Source organism: Amycolatopsis marina, from assembly GCF_900111885.1.
Taxonomy (GTDB): Bacteria; Actinomycetota; Actinomycetes; order Mycobacteriales; family Pseudonocardiaceae; genus Amycolatopsis; species Amycolatopsis marina.
Genome location: NZ_FOKG01000008.1, coordinates 249,414 through 270,156, shown reverse-complemented (window position 1 = coordinate 270,156; position 20,743 = coordinate 249,414). Strand labels below are relative to the sequence as shown.

The 20,743-nt window shown below is 70.7% G+C and carries 17 protein-coding genes; 13 read left to right on the top strand and 4 right to left on the bottom strand.

Annotated elements, in window-relative coordinates:
- Nucleotides 1-55 precede the first annotated feature (55 nt).
- Complete coding sequence (locus BM199_RS15765; RefSeq protein WP_091673956.1) at nucleotides 56-1,966, bottom strand: methylmalonyl-CoA mutase family protein; 1,911 nt, start codon at nucleotides 1,964-1,966, stop codon at nucleotides 56-58.
- A gap of 208 nt (nucleotides 1,967-2,174) precedes the next feature.
- Between BM199_RS15765 and BM199_RS15760 the strand changes: the two genes are divergently transcribed.
- Nucleotides 2,175-3,872, top strand: a complete 1,698-nt coding sequence (locus BM199_RS15760; protein ID WP_281245704.1) for a serine/threonine-protein kinase — start codon at nucleotides 2,175-2,177, stop codon at nucleotides 3,870-3,872.
- 113 nt (nucleotides 3,873-3,985) lie between these two features.
- Here the strand turns inward: BM199_RS15760 and BM199_RS15755 are convergent, their stop codons facing one another.
- Nucleotides 3,986-4,675 carry a MerR family transcriptional regulator gene (locus BM199_RS15755; RefSeq protein ID WP_091673954.1) on the bottom strand — a complete coding sequence of 230 codons (690 nt, stop codon included), beginning with the start codon at nucleotides 4,673-4,675 and terminating at the stop codon, nucleotides 3,986-3,988.
- A gap of 95 nt (nucleotides 4,676-4,770) precedes the next feature.
- On the opposite strand from BM199_RS15755, the gene BM199_RS15750 reads away from it, so the two are divergent.
- Genes BM199_RS15750 through BM199_RS15740 form a run of 3 tightly spaced genes read left to right on the top strand, consistent with a single transcriptional unit; the run spans nucleotide 4,771 to nucleotide 7,076 of the window.
- Nucleotides 4,771-5,802, top strand: coding sequence for a hypothetical protein (locus BM199_RS15750; protein WP_177242633.1), 1,032 nt, complete (start codon nucleotides 4,771-4,773; stop codon nucleotides 5,800-5,802).
- Complete coding sequence (locus BM199_RS15745; RefSeq protein WP_091673953.1) at nucleotides 5,799-6,260, top strand: ABA4-like family protein; 462 nt, start codon at nucleotides 5,799-5,801, stop codon at nucleotides 6,258-6,260. Before BM199_RS15750 ends, BM199_RS15745 begins: the two co-directional genes overlap by 4 nt.
- 9 nt (nucleotides 6,261-6,269) lie before the next feature.
- On the top strand, nucleotides 6,270-7,076 hold the full coding sequence (locus BM199_RS15740) for a purine-nucleoside phosphorylase (RefSeq protein WP_091673952.1): 807 nt from the start codon (nucleotides 6,270-6,272) through the stop codon (nucleotides 7,074-7,076).
- A 62-nt stretch (nucleotides 7,077-7,138) separates the two neighbouring features.
- Here BM199_RS15740 and BM199_RS33315 read toward each other — a convergent pair whose 3' ends face one another.
- Together BM199_RS33315 and BM199_RS15735 are read right to left on the bottom strand one after the other, a co-directional pair.
- Nucleotides 7,139-7,399 carry a hypothetical protein gene (locus tag BM199_RS33315; protein WP_143101838.1) on the bottom strand — a complete coding sequence of 87 codons (261 nt, stop codon included), beginning with the start codon at nucleotides 7,397-7,399 and terminating at the stop codon, nucleotides 7,139-7,141.
- 126 nt (nucleotides 7,400-7,525) lie between these two features.
- Nucleotides 7,526-8,860, bottom strand: a complete 1,335-nt coding sequence (locus BM199_RS15735) for a PucR family transcriptional regulator (RefSeq protein WP_245788382.1) — start codon at nucleotides 8,858-8,860, stop codon at nucleotides 7,526-7,528.
- Nucleotides 8,861-9,037: 177 nt separating this feature from the next.
- Here BM199_RS15735 and BM199_RS15730 point away from each other — a divergent pair, with 177 nt between their 5' ends.
- The 9 genes from BM199_RS15730 (at nucleotide 9,038) to hisS (ending at nucleotide 20,650) form a co-directional block, all read left to right on the top strand.
- On the top strand, nucleotides 9,038-10,711 hold the full coding sequence (locus BM199_RS15730; RefSeq protein ID WP_091673951.1) for a phospho-sugar mutase: 1,674 nt from the start codon (nucleotides 9,038-9,040) through the stop codon (nucleotides 10,709-10,711).
- A 10-nt stretch (nucleotides 10,712-10,721) separates the two neighbouring features.
- Entirely contained in the window at nucleotides 10,722-13,547 is a 2,826-nt protein-coding gene (locus BM199_RS34930; protein ID WP_091673950.1) for a helix-turn-helix transcriptional regulator, read from the top strand.
- 79 nt (nucleotides 13,548-13,626) lie between these two features.
- Nucleotides 13,627-14,181: an NADPH-dependent FMN reductase gene (locus BM199_RS15720; RefSeq protein WP_091673949.1), complete on the top strand. Its 555-nt coding sequence runs from the start codon at nucleotides 13,627-13,629 to the stop codon at nucleotides 14,179-14,181.
- Entirely contained in the window at nucleotides 14,178-15,542 is a 1,365-nt protein-coding gene (locus tag BM199_RS15715; protein WP_091673948.1) for an MFS transporter, read from the top strand. The genes BM199_RS15720 and BM199_RS15715 overlap by 4 nt, the downstream gene beginning before the upstream one ends.
- Nucleotides 15,543-15,653: 111 nt before the next feature.
- Nucleotides 15,654-16,106 (top strand): flavodoxin family protein, encoded by a 453-nt coding sequence (locus BM199_RS15710; protein WP_091673947.1) that lies wholly within the window; start codon nucleotides 15,654-15,656, stop codon nucleotides 16,104-16,106.
- Nucleotides 16,107-16,273: 167 nt separating this feature from the next.
- Nucleotides 16,274-17,053 carry a D-Ala-D-Ala carboxypeptidase family metallohydrolase gene (locus tag BM199_RS15705; protein WP_091673946.1) on the top strand — a complete coding sequence of 260 codons (780 nt, stop codon included), beginning with the start codon at nucleotides 16,274-16,276 and terminating at the stop codon, nucleotides 17,051-17,053.
- A 38-nt stretch (nucleotides 17,054-17,091) separates the two neighbouring features.
- Nucleotides 17,092-17,796 carry an LppX_LprAFG lipoprotein gene (locus BM199_RS15700; RefSeq protein WP_091674019.1) on the top strand — a complete coding sequence of 235 codons (705 nt, stop codon included), beginning with the start codon at nucleotides 17,092-17,094 and terminating at the stop codon, nucleotides 17,794-17,796.
- On the top strand, nucleotides 17,793-19,304 hold the full coding sequence (locus tag BM199_RS15695) for an MFS transporter (RefSeq protein WP_091673945.1): 1,512 nt from the start codon (nucleotides 17,793-17,795) through the stop codon (nucleotides 19,302-19,304). The genes BM199_RS15700 and BM199_RS15695 overlap by 4 nt, the downstream gene beginning before the upstream one ends.
- Before the next feature lie 53 nt (nucleotides 19,305-19,357).
- Nucleotides 19,358-20,650: a histidine--tRNA ligase gene (gene hisS / locus BM199_RS15690; protein ID WP_091674018.1), complete on the top strand. Its 1,293-nt coding sequence runs from the start codon at nucleotides 19,358-19,360 to the stop codon at nucleotides 20,648-20,650.
- Nucleotides 20,651-20,743 lie beyond the last annotated feature (93 nt).

Sequence of the window (20,743 nt, the reverse complement as noted above, 5' to 3'; positions counted from 1 at the left end):
CGGCGGGCTGCACATCGCTCAGTGCCGTACCCGCTTCGGTCACGTTGCCGGTCGCTCATGCGGTGACTCCCAGCGTGTCCAGTGTGCTGGTCAGAACGGCGAGCGCGTCGCATCCGGCGAACACGAACCCGTTGACGTCCGGGTACTCCTCGGTCGGCTTGCCCGCCAGCAGCACGGTTTCGGCTCCCGCCGCCTTCAGCGCCTCGGCGGTTGCCTGGGCCTGCTCCGGGTATGCCTTGTTGCTGCCGCAGACGCAGGCCACCGTGCTGCCGCTGTCCCGGAACGCCGCGACGACGTCATCGACGCCGCTCGTCGCCCCGGCCACGACCGGCTCGATTCCGCCTGCCTGGAACAGATTCGAGGCGAATGTGGCCCGGGCGGTGTGCGCGGCGACCGGCCCGACGGTGGCCAGGAAGACCCGCGGCCGGGTGCCGGTGGCGGCAAGGTGGTTGTCCGAGCGGTCGCGGAGCTCCTCGTAGTCCTGGGCGTAGCGCACGCGTGGCAACCCGCCGGTTTCGGGCCTGCCCGGCAACGGCTCCCGCTCCAGTGGCTTCTCGGCCAGGTGCGGAAACTCGCTCACACCGGTGATCGCGTCCTCGCGGGTTGCCAGCCGCTGCTGCCGCTCGGCCCACGTGGCGGCCAACCGCTCGGCGAGGAGCCCGGAATCCAGAGCGGACTGGATGCCGCCGTGCCGCTCGATGTCGGTGAACTCCCGCCACGCGACGCGGGCGAGTTCGTCGGTCAGGTTCTCGACGTACCAGGACCCGCCCGCCGGATCCATCACTCCGGCCAGTTTGGACTCCTCGAGGAGGATCGCCTGTGTGTTGCGGGCGATGCGCCGCGCGAAGGAGTCCGAACGCCCCACACCGGAGTCGAACGGCAGCACGGTGACGGAGTCCGCGCCGCCGATTCCCGCCCCGAAACACGCGACACAGCCGCGCAACAGGTTCACCCAGGGGTCACGCCGGGTGAGCATCGCCGTGGAGGTCACGGCGTGCTGGCGCATTCCGCGTGCCGCGACGCCCGCACCCGACACCTCGGTGACCCTGGCCCAGAGCCGGCGCGCGGCGCGCATTTTGGCGATCGTGAGGAACTGGTCGGCGGTCGCCGCGAGGCGGAACTCGAGCTGCCCGGCTGCCTGATCGATGTCCAGCCCGGCCGAGGTCAGGGCACGCAGGTAGGCGACACCGGCGGCCACCGCCGCGCCGAGCTCCTGTGCGTCGGATCCGCCAGCCTCGTGGAACGGGAGGCCGTCCACCACGATGGTGCGCAGCTTCGGGTGCTTTCCGGCCAGCCCGGCGGCGAGTTCCGCCGCGGGCGTGAGGTCGTGGGCCTGCCCTGTGCGGGCGCGCAGGCCGACCGGGTCCGCGCCGACGTTGCCGGTGACCTCGCTGTCCGGGATCTCCCGCTCGGCGAAGACCTCCAGCAGCGCGTCGGCCGCCGCCGCGTACTCCACACCCGCGTCGAGCACGACCGGTGCGAGGTCGACGTAGACCTCGTTCAGCGCGTCCGCGAGCCGCTCGATCGGCACGCCTCCGACGCCCGCACGCAGCCACAGCGACTGCACACCGCCGTGGAGATCGGCGAGTGCGGCCTTGTTCGCGGCGACAGGATCGGGGTCGGCGACCAGTGCGCGGACCTCCCAGCCCGTCCCGACGTGCCCTTCGGGGCGCGCACCACGCACGAACGGCGGCAGCCCGGGCATCCCGGTGGGCGGCGTGGTGTCCTCGGCGGTGTAGAGCGGCTGGATCTCGATGCCGTCGTAGGTCCGGCTGGTCAGCAGGGACTCCGGAGCGTCGGCGACGACGTCGAAGTTCTCCGGCAGGGCGCCGCTCTTGCGCAGCACACCCGCCACCAGGTCCTGCCATCGCGCGCGGTCCGGGCGGTCGAACTCGGCCGCGAGAGCCAGTTCGTCGGGCTCCCGGTCGCTGGGCGGTGTCGCCTCGGCCACGTCGCTCGAAGTCATAACCCACGATGGTAGGGCTCATCGGGCCCGCCGAGATGTGAGGCTGATCGCGGTTTGCCCCCACCCGCCACCCGGCACGGCGGGGCACGCGGGTGGTGAGGACTACGCCACAATGGTCGGCGTGTCCCACTCCGGCAACGGCACCGACAGCGGATCGGGACCGGCGGGTTCCCCCGAAAGAGAGCACCCGGCCGGCACCGAACCGCGTGTGGTCGCGGGCCGCTACCGGCTGCATGCGGTGCTCGGTTCCGGCTCGATGGGGACGGTCTGGTCGGCGTACGACGAGTTCCTGCACCGCCCTGTCGCGGTGAAGGAGGTGCGGCTGCCACCGGGGCTGCCACCCAGCCAGGCAGCGGAGTTGCGGGAGCGGACGCTGCGCGAGGCCAGGGCCATCGCGGTCCTCTCGCATCCGAACGTGATCATCCTGCACGACGTCGCCAGGGAGAACGACGATCCGTTCGTCGTCATGGAACTGGTTCCGGGGCGCAGTCTCGCCGGGCTCCTGCGCGCACACGGGCCACTGAGCGTGGCCCAGGCCGCCGCGGTCGGCGACGCGGTCGCGGCCGCGCTGGAGGCCGCGCACGCGGCGGGCATCACCCATCGGGACGTGAAACCGGGCAACGTGCTGGTCGCCAAGGACGGGCGGATCAAGCTCAACGACTTCGGCATCGCGCGCAACGTCTCCGAGGCGACGATGACACGCACCGGGATGATGCTCGGATCCCCCGCCTACATCGCGCCAGAGGTCGCCTCGGGCGGCGCGGTCACTCCCGGTGCCGATCTGTGGGGACTCGGTGCGACGCTGTTCTCCGCGGTCGAGGGCAGACCGCCCTACGACGCCGACGGCGACCCGCTGGAGACCGTGGGCAGGGTGGTGCACGGCAGTGTGCCGCCGCCTGCCCCCGGTCCGCTCGCGCCGGTGATCCAAGCTCTGATGGCCAAGGAGCCGGGAGCGCGGATGCCGCTGCGCGAGGTCCGGCGGCGGTTGTATCCGCTGCTGGCCCGGCCGCGGCACACGCTGTTCGCGCCGGAACTGTTCGTCGAGGCAGGCGTCTCCCCTGCGCCCGACCGCGCCGACACCACGACCACCCAGGTCATCGCACCGGTGCGTCCGTTGTCCGCACCGCCGAAGCCGTCGCGGGAAGAGCGGGCAGAACCAGCGCCCGAACTGGCGAGCGACCCTGGTCCGCTGCCCTTCGGTCTACCGGCCTCGACGGCAGCGCCGGAGGCCGGCACACCCGGTCGCGGCGCGTCCCGCGGGGTGGTGCTCCTGGTGCTCGCAGTGCTGTTGTTCCTCGCGGCGGGCGTGGGCGGGTTCGCGCTGACCAGGGCGGTCGGCGCGCAGCCGCTGACGCCTCCCGAGCGGCCCGCCCCCGAGTCAGCCGTCGCACCGCCGATGCGGGAGCTGGTGACCCGGCAGGGCGACGCGAGCAGTGTGCGCGGCACCAATGACGGAATGTTCTCGGTGGATGTCCCGGAGGACTGGACCACGTCGGTCACCCAGCAACCGGGAAACGCACTGCCGCAGAGCACGCTCGTGCAGTTCGTGTCCCCGGACGGCAGGCAGGCGCTGGACGTGCAGCGATTCGACGGGCCGCTGGATCCCCAGGAGTACGGCGCCACGCTGCGGGCGCAGTGGCCGCCGAGTGACTTCGTACCCGGCGAGACGGAGAAACTGCCCGAGAAGGGCGGCCTGCTGTTGACCTACCGGACGGTGGAGACCCCCGCACCGGACAGTCCGGCGCAGGGCACCGTCCGCTCACTCAACCGCAGCACGTTCGCGCAGGTCTTCCCCAGTGGAAACAACCTGTGGGTGGTCGCGATCACCGTACCCACCGACCAGGAGAGCACCGGGCGCACCGAACTCTTCGACCGAATAGCCCCCACCTTCCACGTCGCCGCCTAGCCGCCGAGCCGTACCGGCCGCCCTTGGTGTGTCTGCAAGTACGCCCAAGCAAGATCATTTCAGTACATAACCGCACCCAAGCTGCCCCGAGCGCGGGTGGCGGTTGGGTGCGGTTAGCGCACATGTGGATCTTGCTTGGGCGTACTTGCAGACGCTCCATCCCCGGTGGCGGGGGTGTTGGGGCGGCGGAGGGTGCGGGATGAGGCGCTCTGCTGCGCGAGTCTGCGCAGGGCGACGAGCATGGCGTCGCCCAGCACTGTGCCCACGACGGCGCTCTCGACCATCTCCTCCCGGGGCAGGCCCAGCACGGCGGCCAGGTCGATCTCGGCGATCCGGTCGGCGAGTTCCCCGTAGCCGTCCAACCGGTCCAGCAGGTCCTCGTGGCCCAGTTCGCGGAACGTGCAGAACACCGAGACCAGCACGGAGACCGACGGGCTGTCCGGTTTGAACTCCCAGCCACGGCGCTCCGCGATCGCGCGCACACGATCCATCGCCCACTCCTGCGCCGCCTCGCCGGGCTGCTCCTTGGCCGGGGTGATCCCGCGCTGCGCGACGCCCAGCACGTGGTGCGGGTCCGGCTCCGGCTCGTCGAGGGCGTCGAGCACGTCACCGACCTGGTTCAGGGACAGCCCGCCGACGTCGATCAACGCTCGCACCAGCCGCAGCCTGCGGACGTGGTCCGCCGTGTAGCGCGCCTGGTTGGGACTGGTCCGCTCACCGGGCGGGAGCAGCCCCTCCCGCAGGTAGTACTTGATCGTCGCAACCGGCACCCCGGACTCGCCGCTCAGCTCGGCCATCCGCATCCGCGCCACCTCCGCAACCTCTCAATTGCTCTTCCTGTGAATATCTCAGCATGGATAGTCTAGCTTTCCGTAATGGAAAGTCTCACTATCTATACATGGGGGTCATCGTGACCGCAGCACTCGAACTCGGCAGAAAGGCCCTGCGCTGGCACGGCCCACTGATGCTCTTCGCGGCGGCAATGGCCGTGCTCACCGTGGTGGCGGCCGTCGGCCTCGCCGTGGACGACCGGGTCATCGCCGGCGCACCGGCGTGGGCGAAGCCGCTCAAGTTCTCGATCTCCTTCGTCGTCTACGCGGTCACCTGGGCATGGATGCTCACCTTCCAGCGCCGCGCCCGTCGCTGGGGCTGGTGGGCCGGAACGGCGATCGCCGTAGCCGGAGTCGTGGAGATGATCGCGATCGTCGGGCAGGTGGTCCGCGGCACGCGCAGTCACTTCAACGTCGAGACCTCGTTCGACAATATGGTCTTCCAGCTGATGGGTGTGACGATCTCCGTACTCCTGGTCGGCCATTTCGTCCTCGCCGCGATCCTGCTCGCCGGACGCTACGGCGATCGGGCCACCGCATCGGCGGTACGGCTCGGCATGGTGATCTCCGCCGTGGGCCTCGGCCTCGGCGGCCTGATGCTCTCACCGACGGCCGAACAGATCGCCGCGGGGGAACGGGACGACGTGGTGCGCACGACCATCGGCGCACACAGCGTCGGGGTCCCCGACGGCGGTCAGGGCATCCTCTTCGTCAACTGGAGCACCGAAGGCGGCGACCTGCGCATCCCGCACTTCATCGGCATGCACGCACTGCAGATACTCCCGCTGGTGGCGATGGTGCTCGCGGTCGCGGCGGCCCGCTCCCCCAGGCTGCACGTGGCCGTCCGGGTCCAACTGGTGCGGATCGCCGCGGCCGGTTACTCCGGCCTGGTCGCGCTGGTGACCTGGCAGGCCCTGCGCGGCCAGCCGCTGATCCGCCCGGACGGCTGGACGCTGGCCGCGTTCGCCGCGCTGGTCGCCGTCGTCGTGGTCGCCACGGCACTGGCCCTGCGCGGCTCCCCGCCGAACCCCGACAACAGCACTGCCGGCACCGGCATTGCTGCTTCCGAAACCCCGATCAAGGAGGGCATCCCGCGATGAGTACCGCATTCCTGTTCAGCATCACGTTCTACCTGGTGGTCCCGTTCTGGGCGGTGATGATCCTCGCGCCCGGCTGGTCGTGGACCCGCAGGATCGTCGCCTCGCCGTGGATCGCCGCGCTCCCCCTCGTGGTCTACGCCGTGCTGATGATCCCCAACCTCGGCGACCTCTGGGCGGTGATGAGCCGGCCCGACCTCGAGACGTTGCGCGGGTTCCTCGGCACGCCGGAGGGGGCAGCGGGTCTCTGGGCCCACCTGGTCGGCTACGACCTGCTGGTCGGGCGCTGGATGTACACCGACGCGAGGCAGCGCGGCGTCCCCCACCTGGTGCTCGCACCGATCCTGATCGTCACCATCCTGCTGTCCCCGTTCGGCATGCTCGCCTATCTGGTGGCCCGCTCGGTCGCGGCGCGCGGCGATCGCACGCCGTCGGTGACGGGCCAGGTCGCGCGCACGTAGGCTGCCGCCGTGAGCGAACACCCGCAGAATCCCGACGAACTCGCCAACGCCGCGGCCGGCACCCTGGCCGAGCGGACCGGCTTTCCCACCCACGACGTCGCCGTCGTGCTCGGCTCCGGCTGGCGCCCCGCCGCCGATGTCATCGGCGAGGCCTCCGCCGAGGTGCCACTGGGCGAGCTGCCCGGTTTCGAGACGCCGAGCGCGGTCGGCCACGGCGGCACCGTCCGCTCGGTCGAGGTCGGTGGAAAACGAGCGCTGGTCCTGCTCGGCCGGACCCACCTCTACGAGGGCAAGGGGGTGGGCAGGGTCGTGCACGCGGTCCGCACCGCGGCCGCGGCGGGTGTGCGATCAGTACTGCTGACCAACGCGGCCGGCGGCCTGCGGGACGGCTTCCAGGTCGGTCAGCCGGTGATCGTCGCCGACCACCTGAACATGACCTCGACGTCGCCGATCACCGGCGCGAACTTCGTGGACCTCGTCGACCTGTACTCCGACCGCCTCCGCGGGATCGCCAAGGAGATCGACCCCTCGCTCGCCGAGGGCGTGTACGCGGGCCTGCCGGGTCCGCACTTCGAGACTCCCGCGGAGATCCGGATGCTGCGCACACTGGGCGCGGACCTGGTCGGTATGTCGACCGTGCTCGAGGCCATCGCGGCGAGGGCCGCGGGCGTCGAGGTCTTCGGGCTCTCGCTGGTCACCAACCTCGCGGCCGGAATGACCGGCGAGCCGCTGAACCACGAAGAGGTCATCGAGGCGGGCAGGGCCGCCGCCGAACGGATGGGCACACTTCTGCGCGAGCTCGTCTCGCGCGCCTGAACCGGCGTTTCAGACGTACACCGAGCGGGTGGCCGGCGATCGTGCCGGCCACCCGATTCAGCTCAGCGGACAGGACGGTCGACCGGCGAGGTCGAGACCGTCGAGGTGATCGGCACGTCGGTGATCTCCGGGCGCAGCCAGATTCGCGTGCCCAAGCGCAGGATTCGGTTCATCTCGACCTCCATGTCAAAGGGGCGGGCCGGTTTCCCCAGATACCAAGGCCCAAAAAAAAGCGGAAAAGCATGAAACTGAAATGGTTCACGACAGGGGACGCGCACCATTTCCGAATTCGCAAGGACACGTTGCGGACCGATGATCGCCATCGGCTTCCGCAGCGACCTACCGACCGGTAGGTATAAAGGTCTCGAAATTGTCGGCGGACGACAATACCCCGTTCGGGTGCTTGCCCCGAACAGAGAGCTACGAGTACCGGAAGGGTGTTATCTGGCTCACAAATCACCGCCGGGAAGGGCGCCGGATGTGTCCTCGGTGAGCAGACGCCGGACCCGCAGCGCGACCATGAGCGCGAATCGCTCGTCCGGATCGCGCAGCCTTTCCCCGAACAACTCCTCGACCTGATGCATGCGATACCGCACCGTCTGGGGATGAATCCGCAGACGGGTGGCCACTTCCGGCGCTCCGCCCCTGGACTCGAGCCAGCTGGACAACGTGCCCGCGAGCCTGCTTCGCGCCTTCTCCGGCAACTCAAGCAGCGGTTCGAGCACACGTTCGGCCAGTTGTGCCGCCAGCGCGGGGTCATCGAGCAGAGCCAGCGTCGGCAGATGCCGCACGCACGAGGTGACCGCGCGATCGGGCAGCACGCCGCACTGCACGAGTGAGAGCACCTGCCCGGCCCAGCGCAATGACCGAGACGCCGCTGACAGCCGCACCGGCGGACCGACCGCACTCCGCCAGCCCGGCACCGGCTCGACCTCGCGCGGACCGTCCCCGGACACCGGAACCACCAGACAGGGCAGTGGGCTCTCCAGGTCGACAAGCACGTCCTCGTCGAATTCGGGTACGGCGGCCTCCTCGCCTCCAGCTCGCTCCAACACCACGACCGCCACCCGGTCGGGCACATCCCAGCCCGCCGCGAGCGCCTGGCTCTTGATCGCGGCCTCGGCAACCGGCGGGTCGGCGACGATCAGCTCGTGCAGCCGCTTCCTGCGCCGCTCCAGCGCGCCTGCCGCCTTGGCCTGCGCCGCCGTGTAGCCCTCCACGGACAGCGCGGACAGTTCGTCGGTGTAGGCGAACAGGGCGTCGGCGAGCAGGCACAGTGTCGACACGGGCAGGCTCAGCCGCTGGCCGAACTCGCTGAGCCGCTGCCAGCCGACCCGGATTCCGATGCGGTAGGCCGACTGCAGGACGTGGATGTTGCGCCCCTCCGCCACCTCGTACCTGCCGAGCTTGCGGAACAGCTCCACGTTTCCCCTGCGATGGAACGAGGGATTGGCGAACCGCTCGACGAACTCGAGGATGCCCTGCTCGATCCCAGCGACGATCGCCTTGCCGAACACACCCTCGATCGGGCGGGAGTACTCCGGGATCCCGCGCTGGATCTCCCGCAGGATCTGCCTGGCCACGGGGCCGCACTGCGTGCGGAAGATCGGCGCGACCTTGGCGGGCAGCAGGGAGAGCAGTCGCTCGGCCTCCTCGCCTTCCTCGCCGGAGGAGGCCGGCGAGGACAATGCCGAAATGCGGGACAGGGTGAGATTGAGATCGTCGAATGCGCGCCTGAGGCTGGCGTCACGCGATCCCGGAAAAAGCGTCTCGAATGTGACCACGCGGCGACCTCGAAGGGACGGGGTTTTGTTTTCACCGAATTGTGAACTGTGTACCGCCCACGCGGCTCGCCTGGCAAGAAGCGAAGAACGCCGCTGATTCAGCTATCAATTTCCTGACAACGAAGGCGGGCAGAAGTCGTACCGGCGTGACAGTTGCCGGCACCGTAGGCTGGCCGCGTGACGACTCCGGCCAGACTCACCCCCGAACTCCGGGACAGCGCCTTCCGCTGGATCGCGGACGACGCCGATCCCGAAGCGCGCACCGAACTGCAGGCTGTACTCGCCCGCGCGATGGGCGGCGAAGAGGCGGCGGTCGCGGAACTCACGGACCGCATGGCAGGTCCGCTCGAGTTCGGCACGGCCGGGCTCCGTGGCCCGGTTCGCGCGGGGCCCAACGGGATGAACCTCGCGGTCGTCATCCGGACCACCGCGGGCGTCGCCGCCTGGTTGGACCGGCACGGCCACACCGGGGCGACCGTGGTGGTGGGCCGCGACGCCCGGCACGGGTCGGAAGCATTCGCCGCAGCGGCCGCGGACGTGCTCACTGCGGCCGGGTTCGACGTCCGTGTGCTGCCCCGCCCCCTGCCGACCCCGGTCCTCGCGTTCGCGGCGCGCCATTTCGGCGCCGCGGCCGCCATCCAGATCACCGCGTCGCACAACCCGCCTGCCGACAACGGTTACAAGCTCTACGACGACACGGCTGTGCAGATCGTGCCCCCCGCCGACGGTGAGATCGAGGCCGCCATCGAGGCCGTTCCGGCCGCGGTGAGCGTGCCCCGCGCTCCGGGCGCGACGCCGCTCGGCGAGGACGTCGTACGGGCCTACCTGTCGCGGGTCGCCGCGCTGCCGGCGGGACAGCACCGCGACCTGCGGGTCGCCGCGACGGCGCTGCACGGCGTCGGCGCCGACGTCCTGCGGGCGGCACTGCACGAGGCCGGGTTCACCGACGTTCATCTGGTCGCGGAACAGGCCGCTCCGGATCCGGACTTCCCCACGGTGTCCTTCCCGAATCCCGAGGAGCCGGGTGTCACCGATCTGCTGCTGGCGCTGGCCGTCGAGGTGGCGGCGGACATCGCGATCGCGCTGGACCCCGACGCCGACCGGTGCGCTCTCGGTGTCGCCGACGCACACGGCGCCTGGCGCATGCTGCGCGGTGACGAGTCGGGAGTGCTGCTCGGCGAGCACATTCTGTCCACACTCGACAAAACCGTCGTGCCCGACCCGCTCGTCGCGACCACCATCGTGTCCTCGTCGATGCTGGCGGGCATCGCACGGGCGCACGGGGCGCGGTTCGCCCAGACGCTGACCGGGTTCAAGTGGCTGGCCAGAGCGGGTACCGGCCTGGTCTTCGCGTACGAGGAGGCGCTGGGACTCTGTGTGAACCCGGGCTTCGTGCGGGACAAGGACGGAATCGCCGCCGCGGTGCTCGCCTGCGATCTCGCCGCCACACTGAAGGCACAGGGGCAGTCCCTGCTCGACGCGCTCGACACGCTGGCCGCCCGCCACGGGGTCCATCTGACCGACCAGATCTCGCTCCGGGTCACCGACCTCGACCGGATCGGCAGGCTGATGGCCGAGCTGCGGGCGGCCCCGCCGACCGAACTGGCGGGCCAGCCGGTGACCTCGGAGGACCTCCTGCCGGAGGCCGACGTGCTGCGGCTGAACGGAACCGGAGCACGAGTGGTAATCCGCCCGTCGGGTACCGAGCCCAAGCTGAAGGCCTACCTCGAGGTCACCGAGCCGGCTACGGCCGAAACCGGACTCGCGCCGGCACGCAAGCGCGCGAACGAGCGACTGACCACGTTGCGCGCCGAGGTGCACACGCTGTTCGGCATGCACGCCCGCCGATAGGGTCCACGCGGTGAGCACTCACGTCGTGAGCCCGGTCTTCGCCGGACGCCGCGAACAGTCCACGCGGTTCGCCGACGCGCTCGCCCTCGCGGCGGGCGGCGAGCCGGTAGCCGTGCTCGTCGGCGGCGAGGCGGGGATCGGCAAGTCACGGCTGGTGAGCGAGTGCACGAAGGCAGGCAAGGCCGTCCTGTTACTCGGCGGCTGCGTCGGAGTCGGCGGCGAGGGGATCCCGTTCGCCCCGTTCGTCGCCGCTTTTCGTGGGCTCGCGGGACAACTCACGGACGACGAGCGTGACGCGCTCGCGCCGCTGCTTCCGGGGCAGGTCCGGGCACTGTCCGCGCTGAGCGACGACGCGCGCCCGCGGTTGTTCGAGAGCGCTCTCGCCCTGCTTGCCCGGCTCGCCGCCGAACGTCCCGCGGTGCTCGTCGTCGAGGACGCGCACTGGGCCGACCGCTCCAGCCGTGACCTGCTCGACTTCCTGGTGCGCAACCTGCGTGCCGCACCCGGTTCGATGATCGTCGTCACCTACCGTTCCGACGAGCTGGATCGTCGCCATCCCCTGCGCCCCCTGCTCGCCGAACTGGCCAGGGTGCCCTGGGTCGAGCGGCTGGTTCTGCCCCGGCTCTCGATACCCGAGGTCGTCCGCCAGGTTCGCGGAATCCTGGGTCACGAGCCCGAACCGGCGCTCGTGCGGTCGGTCTTCGCCCGCAGTGAGGGCAACCCGCTGTTCGTCGAGGCGCTGCTCGACAGTGGCACCGGAGGCGACGTGCCCGCGTCACTCGAGGACCTGCTGCTGGCCAGGATCGAACGGCTCCCCGAGGAGAGCAGGACCGTCTTGCGCGTCGCCGGTGCCGGTGGGGTTCGCGTCACGCACGTGCTGCTCGCCGACGTGCACGGCCCCGGGCTCACCGACGCCCTGCGCGGGGCTGTCGACGCGGGCGTGCTGAGCGTGGACGGCGACGAGTACGTGTTCCGGCACGCGCTCATCCGGGACGCGGTGTACGCGAGTCTGCTGCCGGGCGAGCGGGCCGAGCTGCACGGCCGCTATGCCGAGGCGCTGCGCGGCCGCACCGGCGCGTCCGGTGAGCTCGCCTACCACCTCGCGGCGGCCGGGGACACCGCCGGCGCGTTGTCCGCTGCGTGGGAGGCCGCGCTGCAGGCCCGGCGTTCCCTCGCGCCCGCCGAGGAGCTGCGGATGCTCCAGCGGGTGCTGGACCTGTGGGACGCGGTGCCGGACAACGCCACCCGGATCGGCCGCGACCACGATTCGGTGCTGGAGAACGCCGCCCACGCCGCATACCGCGCGGGTGAGCACCGGCTGGGCGAGCGGTTCGCCTCCGCGGCGCTGGACACCATCGACAGGACCACCGCCCGGGTACGGGCCGCCCTGCTGCTCGACCAGCGCGCCCGGATGCGCGCTCAGCTGGGCCGCGACGGCGCATTGGCGGACCACAACGACGCGGTCGAACTCGTGCCGTCCGGCCACCAGGCACGGGGATACCTGCTGAACTCACTCGCCGAGTACCTGATGCAGATTCCGCGGCCCGACGAGGCGCGGCACGCGGCCGAGCAGGCCATGCACGAGGCGCACGAGGCCGGTGACGATCCCACCGAGGCCTCCGCGCTCATCACGCTCGCGGTCCTCGACGCCCGTCTCGGCGATCTCGACGCCGAGCTGCCCAAGCTCGGCAAGGCCCGTGCCATGGCGGAGAGCATCCGCGCGCACGCCGTCCGGCTGCGGGCCCTGCACTGCGAGTCGTCACTGCTGCAGGCCTTCGGCAGGCTCGACGAGGCGCAGGAGGTCGCCAAGCACGGTTTGGCCGCGGCCAGGGAGGCCGGACTAGCTCGGTCCGCCGGAGCGTTGCACGCCATCGACCTGGTCGGCCCACTGATCTCGGCGGGCAGGTGGGCGGAGGCGGCCGAGTCCCTCGAACACGCACTGGAGCTGGCGCAACCGGGAACGAACTACGCCAACCTCCTGTGTTTCAAGGCCTACCTGGCCCTCTACCGCGGCGACACCGAGGACTCCGACCGCATCCTGGCTCTCGCGCGAGAGCAGGTCACCGACTCGGTCCTGCCCCAGGACCCGCTGTTGCTGCCGCGGCTGGAGGCGGAGCTTCGACTGGCCCAGGGGCGCGCGGGCGAGGCGGCCACCGTGTTGTGGCGAACGCTGGAGCTGCCCTTCCTGTCCGTGTCGTCCCGGCTCACCTGGCCATTGCTGGTGATCGGGGCACGTGTCGCCGAGGCCACGGCCGACTCGGCACTGCTGGGACAACTGCGCGGGCAGGCCTCGACCACGCGGATCGCGGGTGCCGTACAGGCGGCTGGTGCGGCCACCTTCGAGGCCGAGGCCGCGCGGGCCGAGGGCGCCCCCGACGTGGCCCTGTGGGAGGGGGCCGCATCGGCGTGGGAGCGGCTACACCAGCCGGCTCGGCTGGCGCGGGCGCTGTCCGGTCTGGGCGAGACGCTGCTCGCGACGGGTGGCGACCGGGAGGTGGCGGCCCAGGTCCTGCGCCGGGCCGCCGAACTGGCCGACGACCTCGGCGCGGCGCCGCTGCGGGAGACCGTGGCGGCGTTGGCCCGGCGGGCACGTATCCCGCTCGGGAACGGTGCTGTCGGTGATCCTTCCGCCGCGGGGCTCACGCCACGTGAGCTGGACATCCTGGGGTTGGCGGCCGAGGGCCTGTCCAACAAGGAGATCGGCGAGCGGCTGTTCATCGCCACCAAGACGGCGAGCGTGCACATGTCCAACATCCTGGGCAAGCTCGGCGTCGCCAACCGCGTCGAGGCGGCCGCCACGGCGCACAGACTAGGGCTGGTCCGCACGCCGAAATAGGGCTCGCGCCTCATGTGCCTGCACCCGCCTTAGCCCAAGACTCGACTCCATCGCACAGCGCACGAATGGAGTCGAGACGATGAGCACGATCCTGACCATCTCGGGAAGCCTGCGGCGGGGCTCGTTCAACCGGCGGCTACTCAGGGCCCTCCAGCACGAGCACCGGCACGCGGAGGTCGAATGGACGACGTGGGACAGCCTCGGGAAGCTGCCGCCGTTCGACGAGGACGCCGAACGCGGCCCGGTGCCCGCCGCGGTCGCGGACCTACGTGGCGCGATCGGGGCCGCCGACGGGCTGCTGATCGCCACCCCTGAGTACAACGGCTCGGTGCCGGGGCAGCTGAAGAACGCGATCGACTGGGCATCCCGGCCCTCCGGCGCTGGTGTCCTGAAGGGAATACCGGCCGTGGTCGTCGGTGCCAGCCCGAGCCAGCACGGCGCCGCGTGGGCCCAGGCCGATCTGCGCAGGGTGCTGGGGATCGCCGGCGCGGACGTGGTCGAAGGCCAGCTCGCGGTCCCGGAGGTCTTCCGCCAGCTCGACGAGCATGACCGCCTGCTCGACGACGAACTGCGCGCCGGCTTCGAGACGCTGCTCGCGGAACTCCGCGCCAAGATGGCCGGGATGCGGGCATGACCGAGGCAACGCCCGTGCTCGAACGCACCCGCTGGAGCGCGGTCGTCGCCGTGGCGCTCGGCGTCGTACTGGCCGCGCTCGATATGAGCGTCGTCGCGGTGGCGCTGCCGGCGCTCGGCGCGGACTTCGGCGCGGGTCCCCAGGTGACCCAGTGGGTGCTGTTGGGCTACTCGCTGCCGCTGGTCGCGCTGAGCATCCCGGCGGGCCGCTGGCTGGACCGAGCGGGCCCGTTGCCGTCGTTCCTGCTCGCGGTGGGCGGGTTCGGCGTCGCGAGCGTGCTGATCGCCGTCGCGCCGACGATGAGCCTGCTGCTCACGGGACGCGTTCTGCAAGGTGTGTTCGGCAGCCTCGTCGGCGTCGCCGCGATGCCGCTCGTCGCCATCTCCGTACGGCCCGAGCACCGGGCCCGCGCGATGAGCATCGTGCTCACGCTGATCCCGATCAGTGGCGTGGCGGGTCCTGCGGTGGGTGGCGTGCTCGCCGACGCCTATGGCTGGCGATCGGTGTTCCTGATCAACGTGCCGATCGTGGCCGCGGCGATGTGGGCGGGGGCACGGACGATTCCCGCACGCCTTCCCGGCCGTGTTGGCCTGCCGCTGCCCGGCGGGCGGCTCGTGCGCGAGGCGGTGGTGCTCGGTGTGGCCGCGACGGCGTTCTTCCTGGCACTGGACCTGCTGGGCCGTGCCGAAGGTGGCGTGCTCGTCGCGGTGCTGGGTCTCGTGACACTCGCCGCGGTGACGGTGTGGATGCGGTTGCCGGAATCGCAACCGGTGCGCTCGCTGCTGGGGCGCCGCGAACTGTCCCTGCCGATGGTCGCGTTACCCATGATCACGGCGGGTATCGCGGCCCTCAACTTTCTCGTCCCGTACTTCCTGTCCGAGGTGCAGCAGGCATCGCCGAGAGTGATCGGGATGGCATTGCTGACGGTCTCGGCGGGAATGGCGGTGTTCTCCCCGCTCGCCGGTGTCCTCGCCGATCGGCTGGGGAACCGGCCGGTCACGCTGACCGGGGCCGCCGTGGTGCTCGGCGGCCTGGTGGCGCTGCTGTTCGTGGACACGGACACGACCGCGCTCGGCCTGGTCTGGCCGCTGGTGCTGGTGGGCATCGGCAACGGGCTGTTCGCCGGACCGAACGCGGCAGAGATCATGGCCCGCACACCCGCCGCGCTGATGGGCACCTCCAGCGGCGTCACCTCGCTGCTACGCACGCTCGGCTTCTCGCTGGGGCCCGCGCTCGGCGCTCTCGCCTGGACGGCCGCGGCCGGGGGCGTGCACGGGTTCGTCGGCGGAGTCGCCGTAGTGGCGACAACAGCCCTGCTCGCACTGGTGGCCGTCGGGGTGTCGATCCGGCTGGGCAGGTAGCCAGCGACCGCGGGATGGCGAATCACGGCGCGACCCGGGTGAGCAGCTCGCCACGCGGGATCGACCGGTCCGGGTTGCCCCACGGGGCCGGGCACGGCAGGCTCGCCAGACGTGTCCACCTTGCTCATCGTGCACCACACGCCGTCGCCCAGCACCCAGGCGATGTTCGAGGCCGTCGTCTCCGGGGCGACCGATCCGGAGATCGAGGGCGTGCGGGTCGTCCGGCGCGCGGCGCTGGCCGCGACGGTGCCGGACGTGCTGGAGGCCGACGGCTACCTCCTCGGCACCCCGGCCAACCTCGGTTACATGTCCGGGGCGCTGAAGCACTTCTTCGACCAGATCTACTACCCCTGCCTCGACGCGACGAAGGGCAGGCCGTACGGCTTCTTCGTGCACGGCAACAGCGATGTCGCGGGCACCGTGCGCGGAATCGAGGCCATCACCACCGGGCTCGGCTGGGAGCAGGCAGCTGCCGGGGTCACGGTGACCGGAGACCCGAGCAAGGACGACCTGGCGGGCTGCTGGGAGCTGGGCGCCACCATCGCCGCTGGCCTAATGGACTAACCGAGATCGCGTTCCATGCACACGAGATCGCGTTCCATGAACCTGTTTTCGACGTTCGCGCCCCGGAGTCCTAACGTTTTCCCAAACTGCCGAACGCCATTGCCAAGGTGTCACTGAACGAGCAAGCATCTGGTCGAGCGTTCACCTCGATCGAATGGGAGCAGTCCATGGAGTCCCCCTCGCCCCAGAACTCGGAGCCTCCAGCAGGCCACGGCCGCCGCGCATTCCTGCGCACCGCCGCAATCGTCCCCGTCGCCGCCGGTTTCGGCGTGCTGACGATGGGTACCGCGCAAGCCTACAACTGGTCCCGCACCCTGAAGTCCGGGGACAGTGGCGCGGACGTCAAGGAGCTCCAGATCCGGATCGCGGGCTGGGCCGCCGACTCCCCGAAGAAGACCTACGTGGCCGTGGACGGAGAGTTCGGGCCAGGCACCGAGGCGGCGCTGAAGCGCTTCCAGCGGGCCTACGGCGTGACGGCCAACGGTGTCGCTGACAGCTCCACCCACACCAAGCTCAACGCGCTTGAAGGTTCCGGCGGCTCCACCGCCCACTTCAACTTCTCCGAGTTCTACTCGAAGGACGGCTCCCGCTTCTCCGGCGGCAAGGTGGGCGAGAGCACCGTCAAGGAGAACGTCCGCAGGCTCATGTACAAGCTGGAGGCGGTGCGCAAGAAGGTCGGCAACAAGCCGATGACCATCAACTCCGGCTTCCGCTCGAAGTCGCACAACTCCAAGGTCGGCGGGGCGTCGAACAGCCAGCACCTCTACGGCATCGCCGCCGACTTCGTCTCCTCCGGTGTCTCCACCCGCACCTTCTACGTCGCCTGTGAGACCTCCGGCTTCTCCGGCCTCGAGCGCTACACGGTGAGCTGGCAGCACGCCGACAGCCGCGTGGAGTATCCCTACGGCTCCCAGTCCTGGTGGTGGGAGAGCGGCGTGGTGACCTGAGCTTCAGGGGTGGTCGCACCCAGCTCTACGATGCACGCATGATCTCGCGCCGGATTCTGCTCGGGGCGTTCGCGCTCGCCATCGCGGCCACCACAGGGTGCTCCTCCGACGAGGCACCACAGGGCCAACTGCCGGACGCGTCCGGCCTGCTCGAGCAGGCCGCGACCGCGACGGCGGGCATCACCAGCACGCACTTCTCGTTGCAGGTCAACGGCACGGTGCCCGGGCTGAGTGTGCAGAACCTGGAGGGCGACCTCACCACGGAGGGCGGTCCATCGGGCGCGGCGCAGGGCACCGGCAAGGTCGCGCTCGGCGGGCAGCTCGTCGAGGTGGAGTTCGTGCTCGCCGAGGAGGACCTGTACATCAAGGGCCCGACCGGCAGCTTCCAGAAGTTGCCTGCCGCCCTCGGGGCCGGTGTGTACGACCCCTCCGCAGTCCTCGATCCCGAGCGCGGCGTCGCCAACGTGCTGCGCAGCGTCCAGGATCCGGCGACCCAGGCGCAGGAGGAGATCAACGGGGTCCAGGCGTACAAGGTCACCGGCACGGTGACCAAGGACGTGCTCGCCGGCCTGCTGCCCGGAGCGCCGTCGGGCGGGGACATCACGTTGTGGCTGCACACCGAGGGCGAACACCTGCCGGTCAAGGCATCGGTGGCACTGCAGGGCGAGGGCGGAGAACCGGCCACTGTGGACGTCACGCTGTCCGATGTGGACAAGCCGGTCACCGTGACGCCGCCGGCGTGACGGTCACCGCGACGCGGCGGGGCCGCTCCGTCGCCATCGGCGCCGGCGGCCTCGCCGTCCTGCTCGGCGCGCTCGACACCTATGTGGTGATCGGGCTGCTCCGACAGATCATCGAGGACCTGCAGATCCCGGTGAACCGGCTCGAACAGGTCACTCCGATCGTCACCGGCTACCTACTCGGTTACGTCGCGGCGATGCCGCTGCTCGGACAGGCGTCCGACCGGTTCGGGCGCAAACTGCTGCTGCAGGTGTGCCTCGGCGGGTTCCTCGCGGGTTCGGTGATCACCGCGCTGTCCCCGGACCTGCTGGTCCTGGTGATCGGCAGAGTCGTGCTCGGCGTGGCCAGCGGAGCGCTGCTCCCGGTGACGATGGCGCTGGTCGCCGATCTGTGGGCCGAACACCGCAGGGCCACCGTGCTCGGCGGCGTCGGCGCGGCACAGGAGCTCGGCAGCGTGCTCGGCCCCGTCTACGGTATCGCGCTGGCCGCCGTCGCGGGCTGGCGCGGCGTGTTCTGGATCAACGTGCCGCTGGCCGTGCTCGCCATGATCGCCGTCTACTGGGCGGTGCCCTCCGCCGGACGCCGCGAGGGCGAACGCGGCAAGGTCGATGTCGTCGGCGGCGGGCTGCTCGCCGTGGTGCTCGGCCTGGTGGTGATCGGGCTGTACAACCCGGCCCCGCGTGGACAGGTGCTGCCCTCGTGGGGCCTGCCGCTGCTGGCGTGCGCGGTGATCGCGCTCGTCGCCTTCCTGCTCTGGGAGCGGCGCGCCTCGACCACCCTGATCGACACCTCCGACGTCCGGATGCGCCCGTTCCTCGCCGCGTTGGGGGCGAGTGCCGCGGCGGGCGCGGCGCTGATGGTCACGCTGGTGGACGTCGACCTGTTCGCCCAGACCCTGCTCGGTAGGGACGACCAGGGCAGCGTGGAGCTGTTGTTGCGGTTCCTGATCGCGCTACCGGTGGGCGCGGTGCTCGGTGGACTGCTGGCCTCGCGCTTCGGGGAGCACTGGGTCGCGTTCGGCGGGCTGCTCGTCGCGGCGGCCGGTTATCTGCTCATGTCCGGCTGGCCGCTCGACGTGCTCGCCGCGCGGCACGACCTCGGCCTGCTGTCGCTGCCCCGGCTCGACACCGACCTGGCGATCGTCGGCATCGGCCTGGGACTGGTGATCGCCCCGCTGTCGGCCGCCGTGCTCAAGGTGGTGCCCGCCGACCAGCACGGGATCGCCTCGGCCGGCGTGGTGGTGGCCAGGATGACCGGAATGCTGGTCGGGGTCGCCGCACTGTCCGCGTGGGGACTGCACCGGTTCCACGACATGACCGCCGACCTGCAGACCCCGTTGCCGATGCTCTTCCCGGACAAGGCCGCGTTCGACGCGGCGCTGGCCACCTACACCGAGTCGGTTCGCGCGGCGCTGCTCACCCAGTACACGGAGATCTTCCTGATCACCGCCGTCGTCTGCGTCGCGGGCGCGATGACCTCCCTGCTCATCACCGGCAGGCGCGGCCGATAGGCTGGATGGATCCACGCTCGCTGATCACCGAGGACCAAGAGGACCCACTCGCCGTGCCCGAATTTCTGCCGACTGCGCCCTACCGGGGAACACGCGACTTCCTGCCCCCGGAGATGTCCGTCCGGACCCAGGTGTTCGGCACGCTCTACGAGGTGCTGGAGCGGTACGGATTTCAGCGCTACGACGGCCCGGTCCTGGAGTCCGCCGAGATCTACGAGGCGAAGTCCGGCCAGGAGATCGCCGACCAGCAGCTCTACACGCTGACCGACCGGGGCGGGCGCAGGCTGGCGCTGCGCCCGGAGATGACCCCGTCCGTGGCGCGAATGATCGCGGGCAACGCGGGCTCGCTGCAGTTCCCGGTACGCTGGTACAGCCACCCCAACTGCCACCGCTACGAGCGGCCGCAGCGGGGCCGGGTACGCGAGCACTGGCAGATCAACGCCGACATCTTCGGCTCGGAGAGCGCCAACTGCGAGATCGAGATCTTCGAGCTCATCCACGACATGCTGCGCGCGCTAGGCGCGACGGAGGACATGTTCGTGGTCAGGGCGAACGACCGCACGCTGCTCTCCTCGGCCCTCACCGACCTGGTCGGCGTGACCGACGAGCAGCTCTCCCCGGTGTTCTCCCTGGTCGACCGGTGGGAGAAGCAGGACCGCGAGAAGCTGGCCGAGACCGCCGCGGAGATCGGCCTGACCACCAAGCAGTTCGACCGGCTCACCGAGGTTCTCGGTGCGGGCACCGCGCTGCTGGACGAGCTGCCGGAAGCGGTCAAGGAGAACTCGCACCTGGTGCGGGTGCTCAGCAGCGGCTCGGCCGACCTCGTGCGGTTCGACCCGCTGATCGTGCGCGGCCTCGCCTACTACACCTCGACGGTGTTCGAGGTGTTCGACACCTCGCCGGAGAACAACCGCGCGCTGTTCGGCGGCGGTCGCTACAGCGACCTCGCGGGGCTGTTCACCGCGCAGCAGATCCCCGGTATCGGGTTCGGCATGGGCGACGTGACCCTGATCGACTTCCTGCAGACGCACGGCCTCGCGCCCGCGCCGCGCGCCGAGGTGGACGTCGTGGTGATCCCGGTGACCGAGGACCTCGAGGACGCGGCACGCACGGTGGCGACGAAGCTGCGCCGGGCAGGCCTGCGTACCTCGGTGCCGCTGGAGCCGCGCAAGCTGGGTAAGGAACTGGGTCGCGCCGACAAGGCCGGGGCGCGGGCCGTGGTGATCGTCGGCCAGGAGGACTGGGAGCACGGCAACGTGACCGTGCGCAGCCTCGCGACCCGCGACCAGCAGCAGGTGGGCGTCGACGCGGCAGCGGGCGCCGTCGCCGACCTCCTCACCCCCTAGACCCAAGCGCGCCCCTCGCCCAGCCTCGCACTTTCCCGCAAAAGTGCCGGTTTGGGTGCCATATCCCCAGGGACGTATCGCACTTTCCCGGGA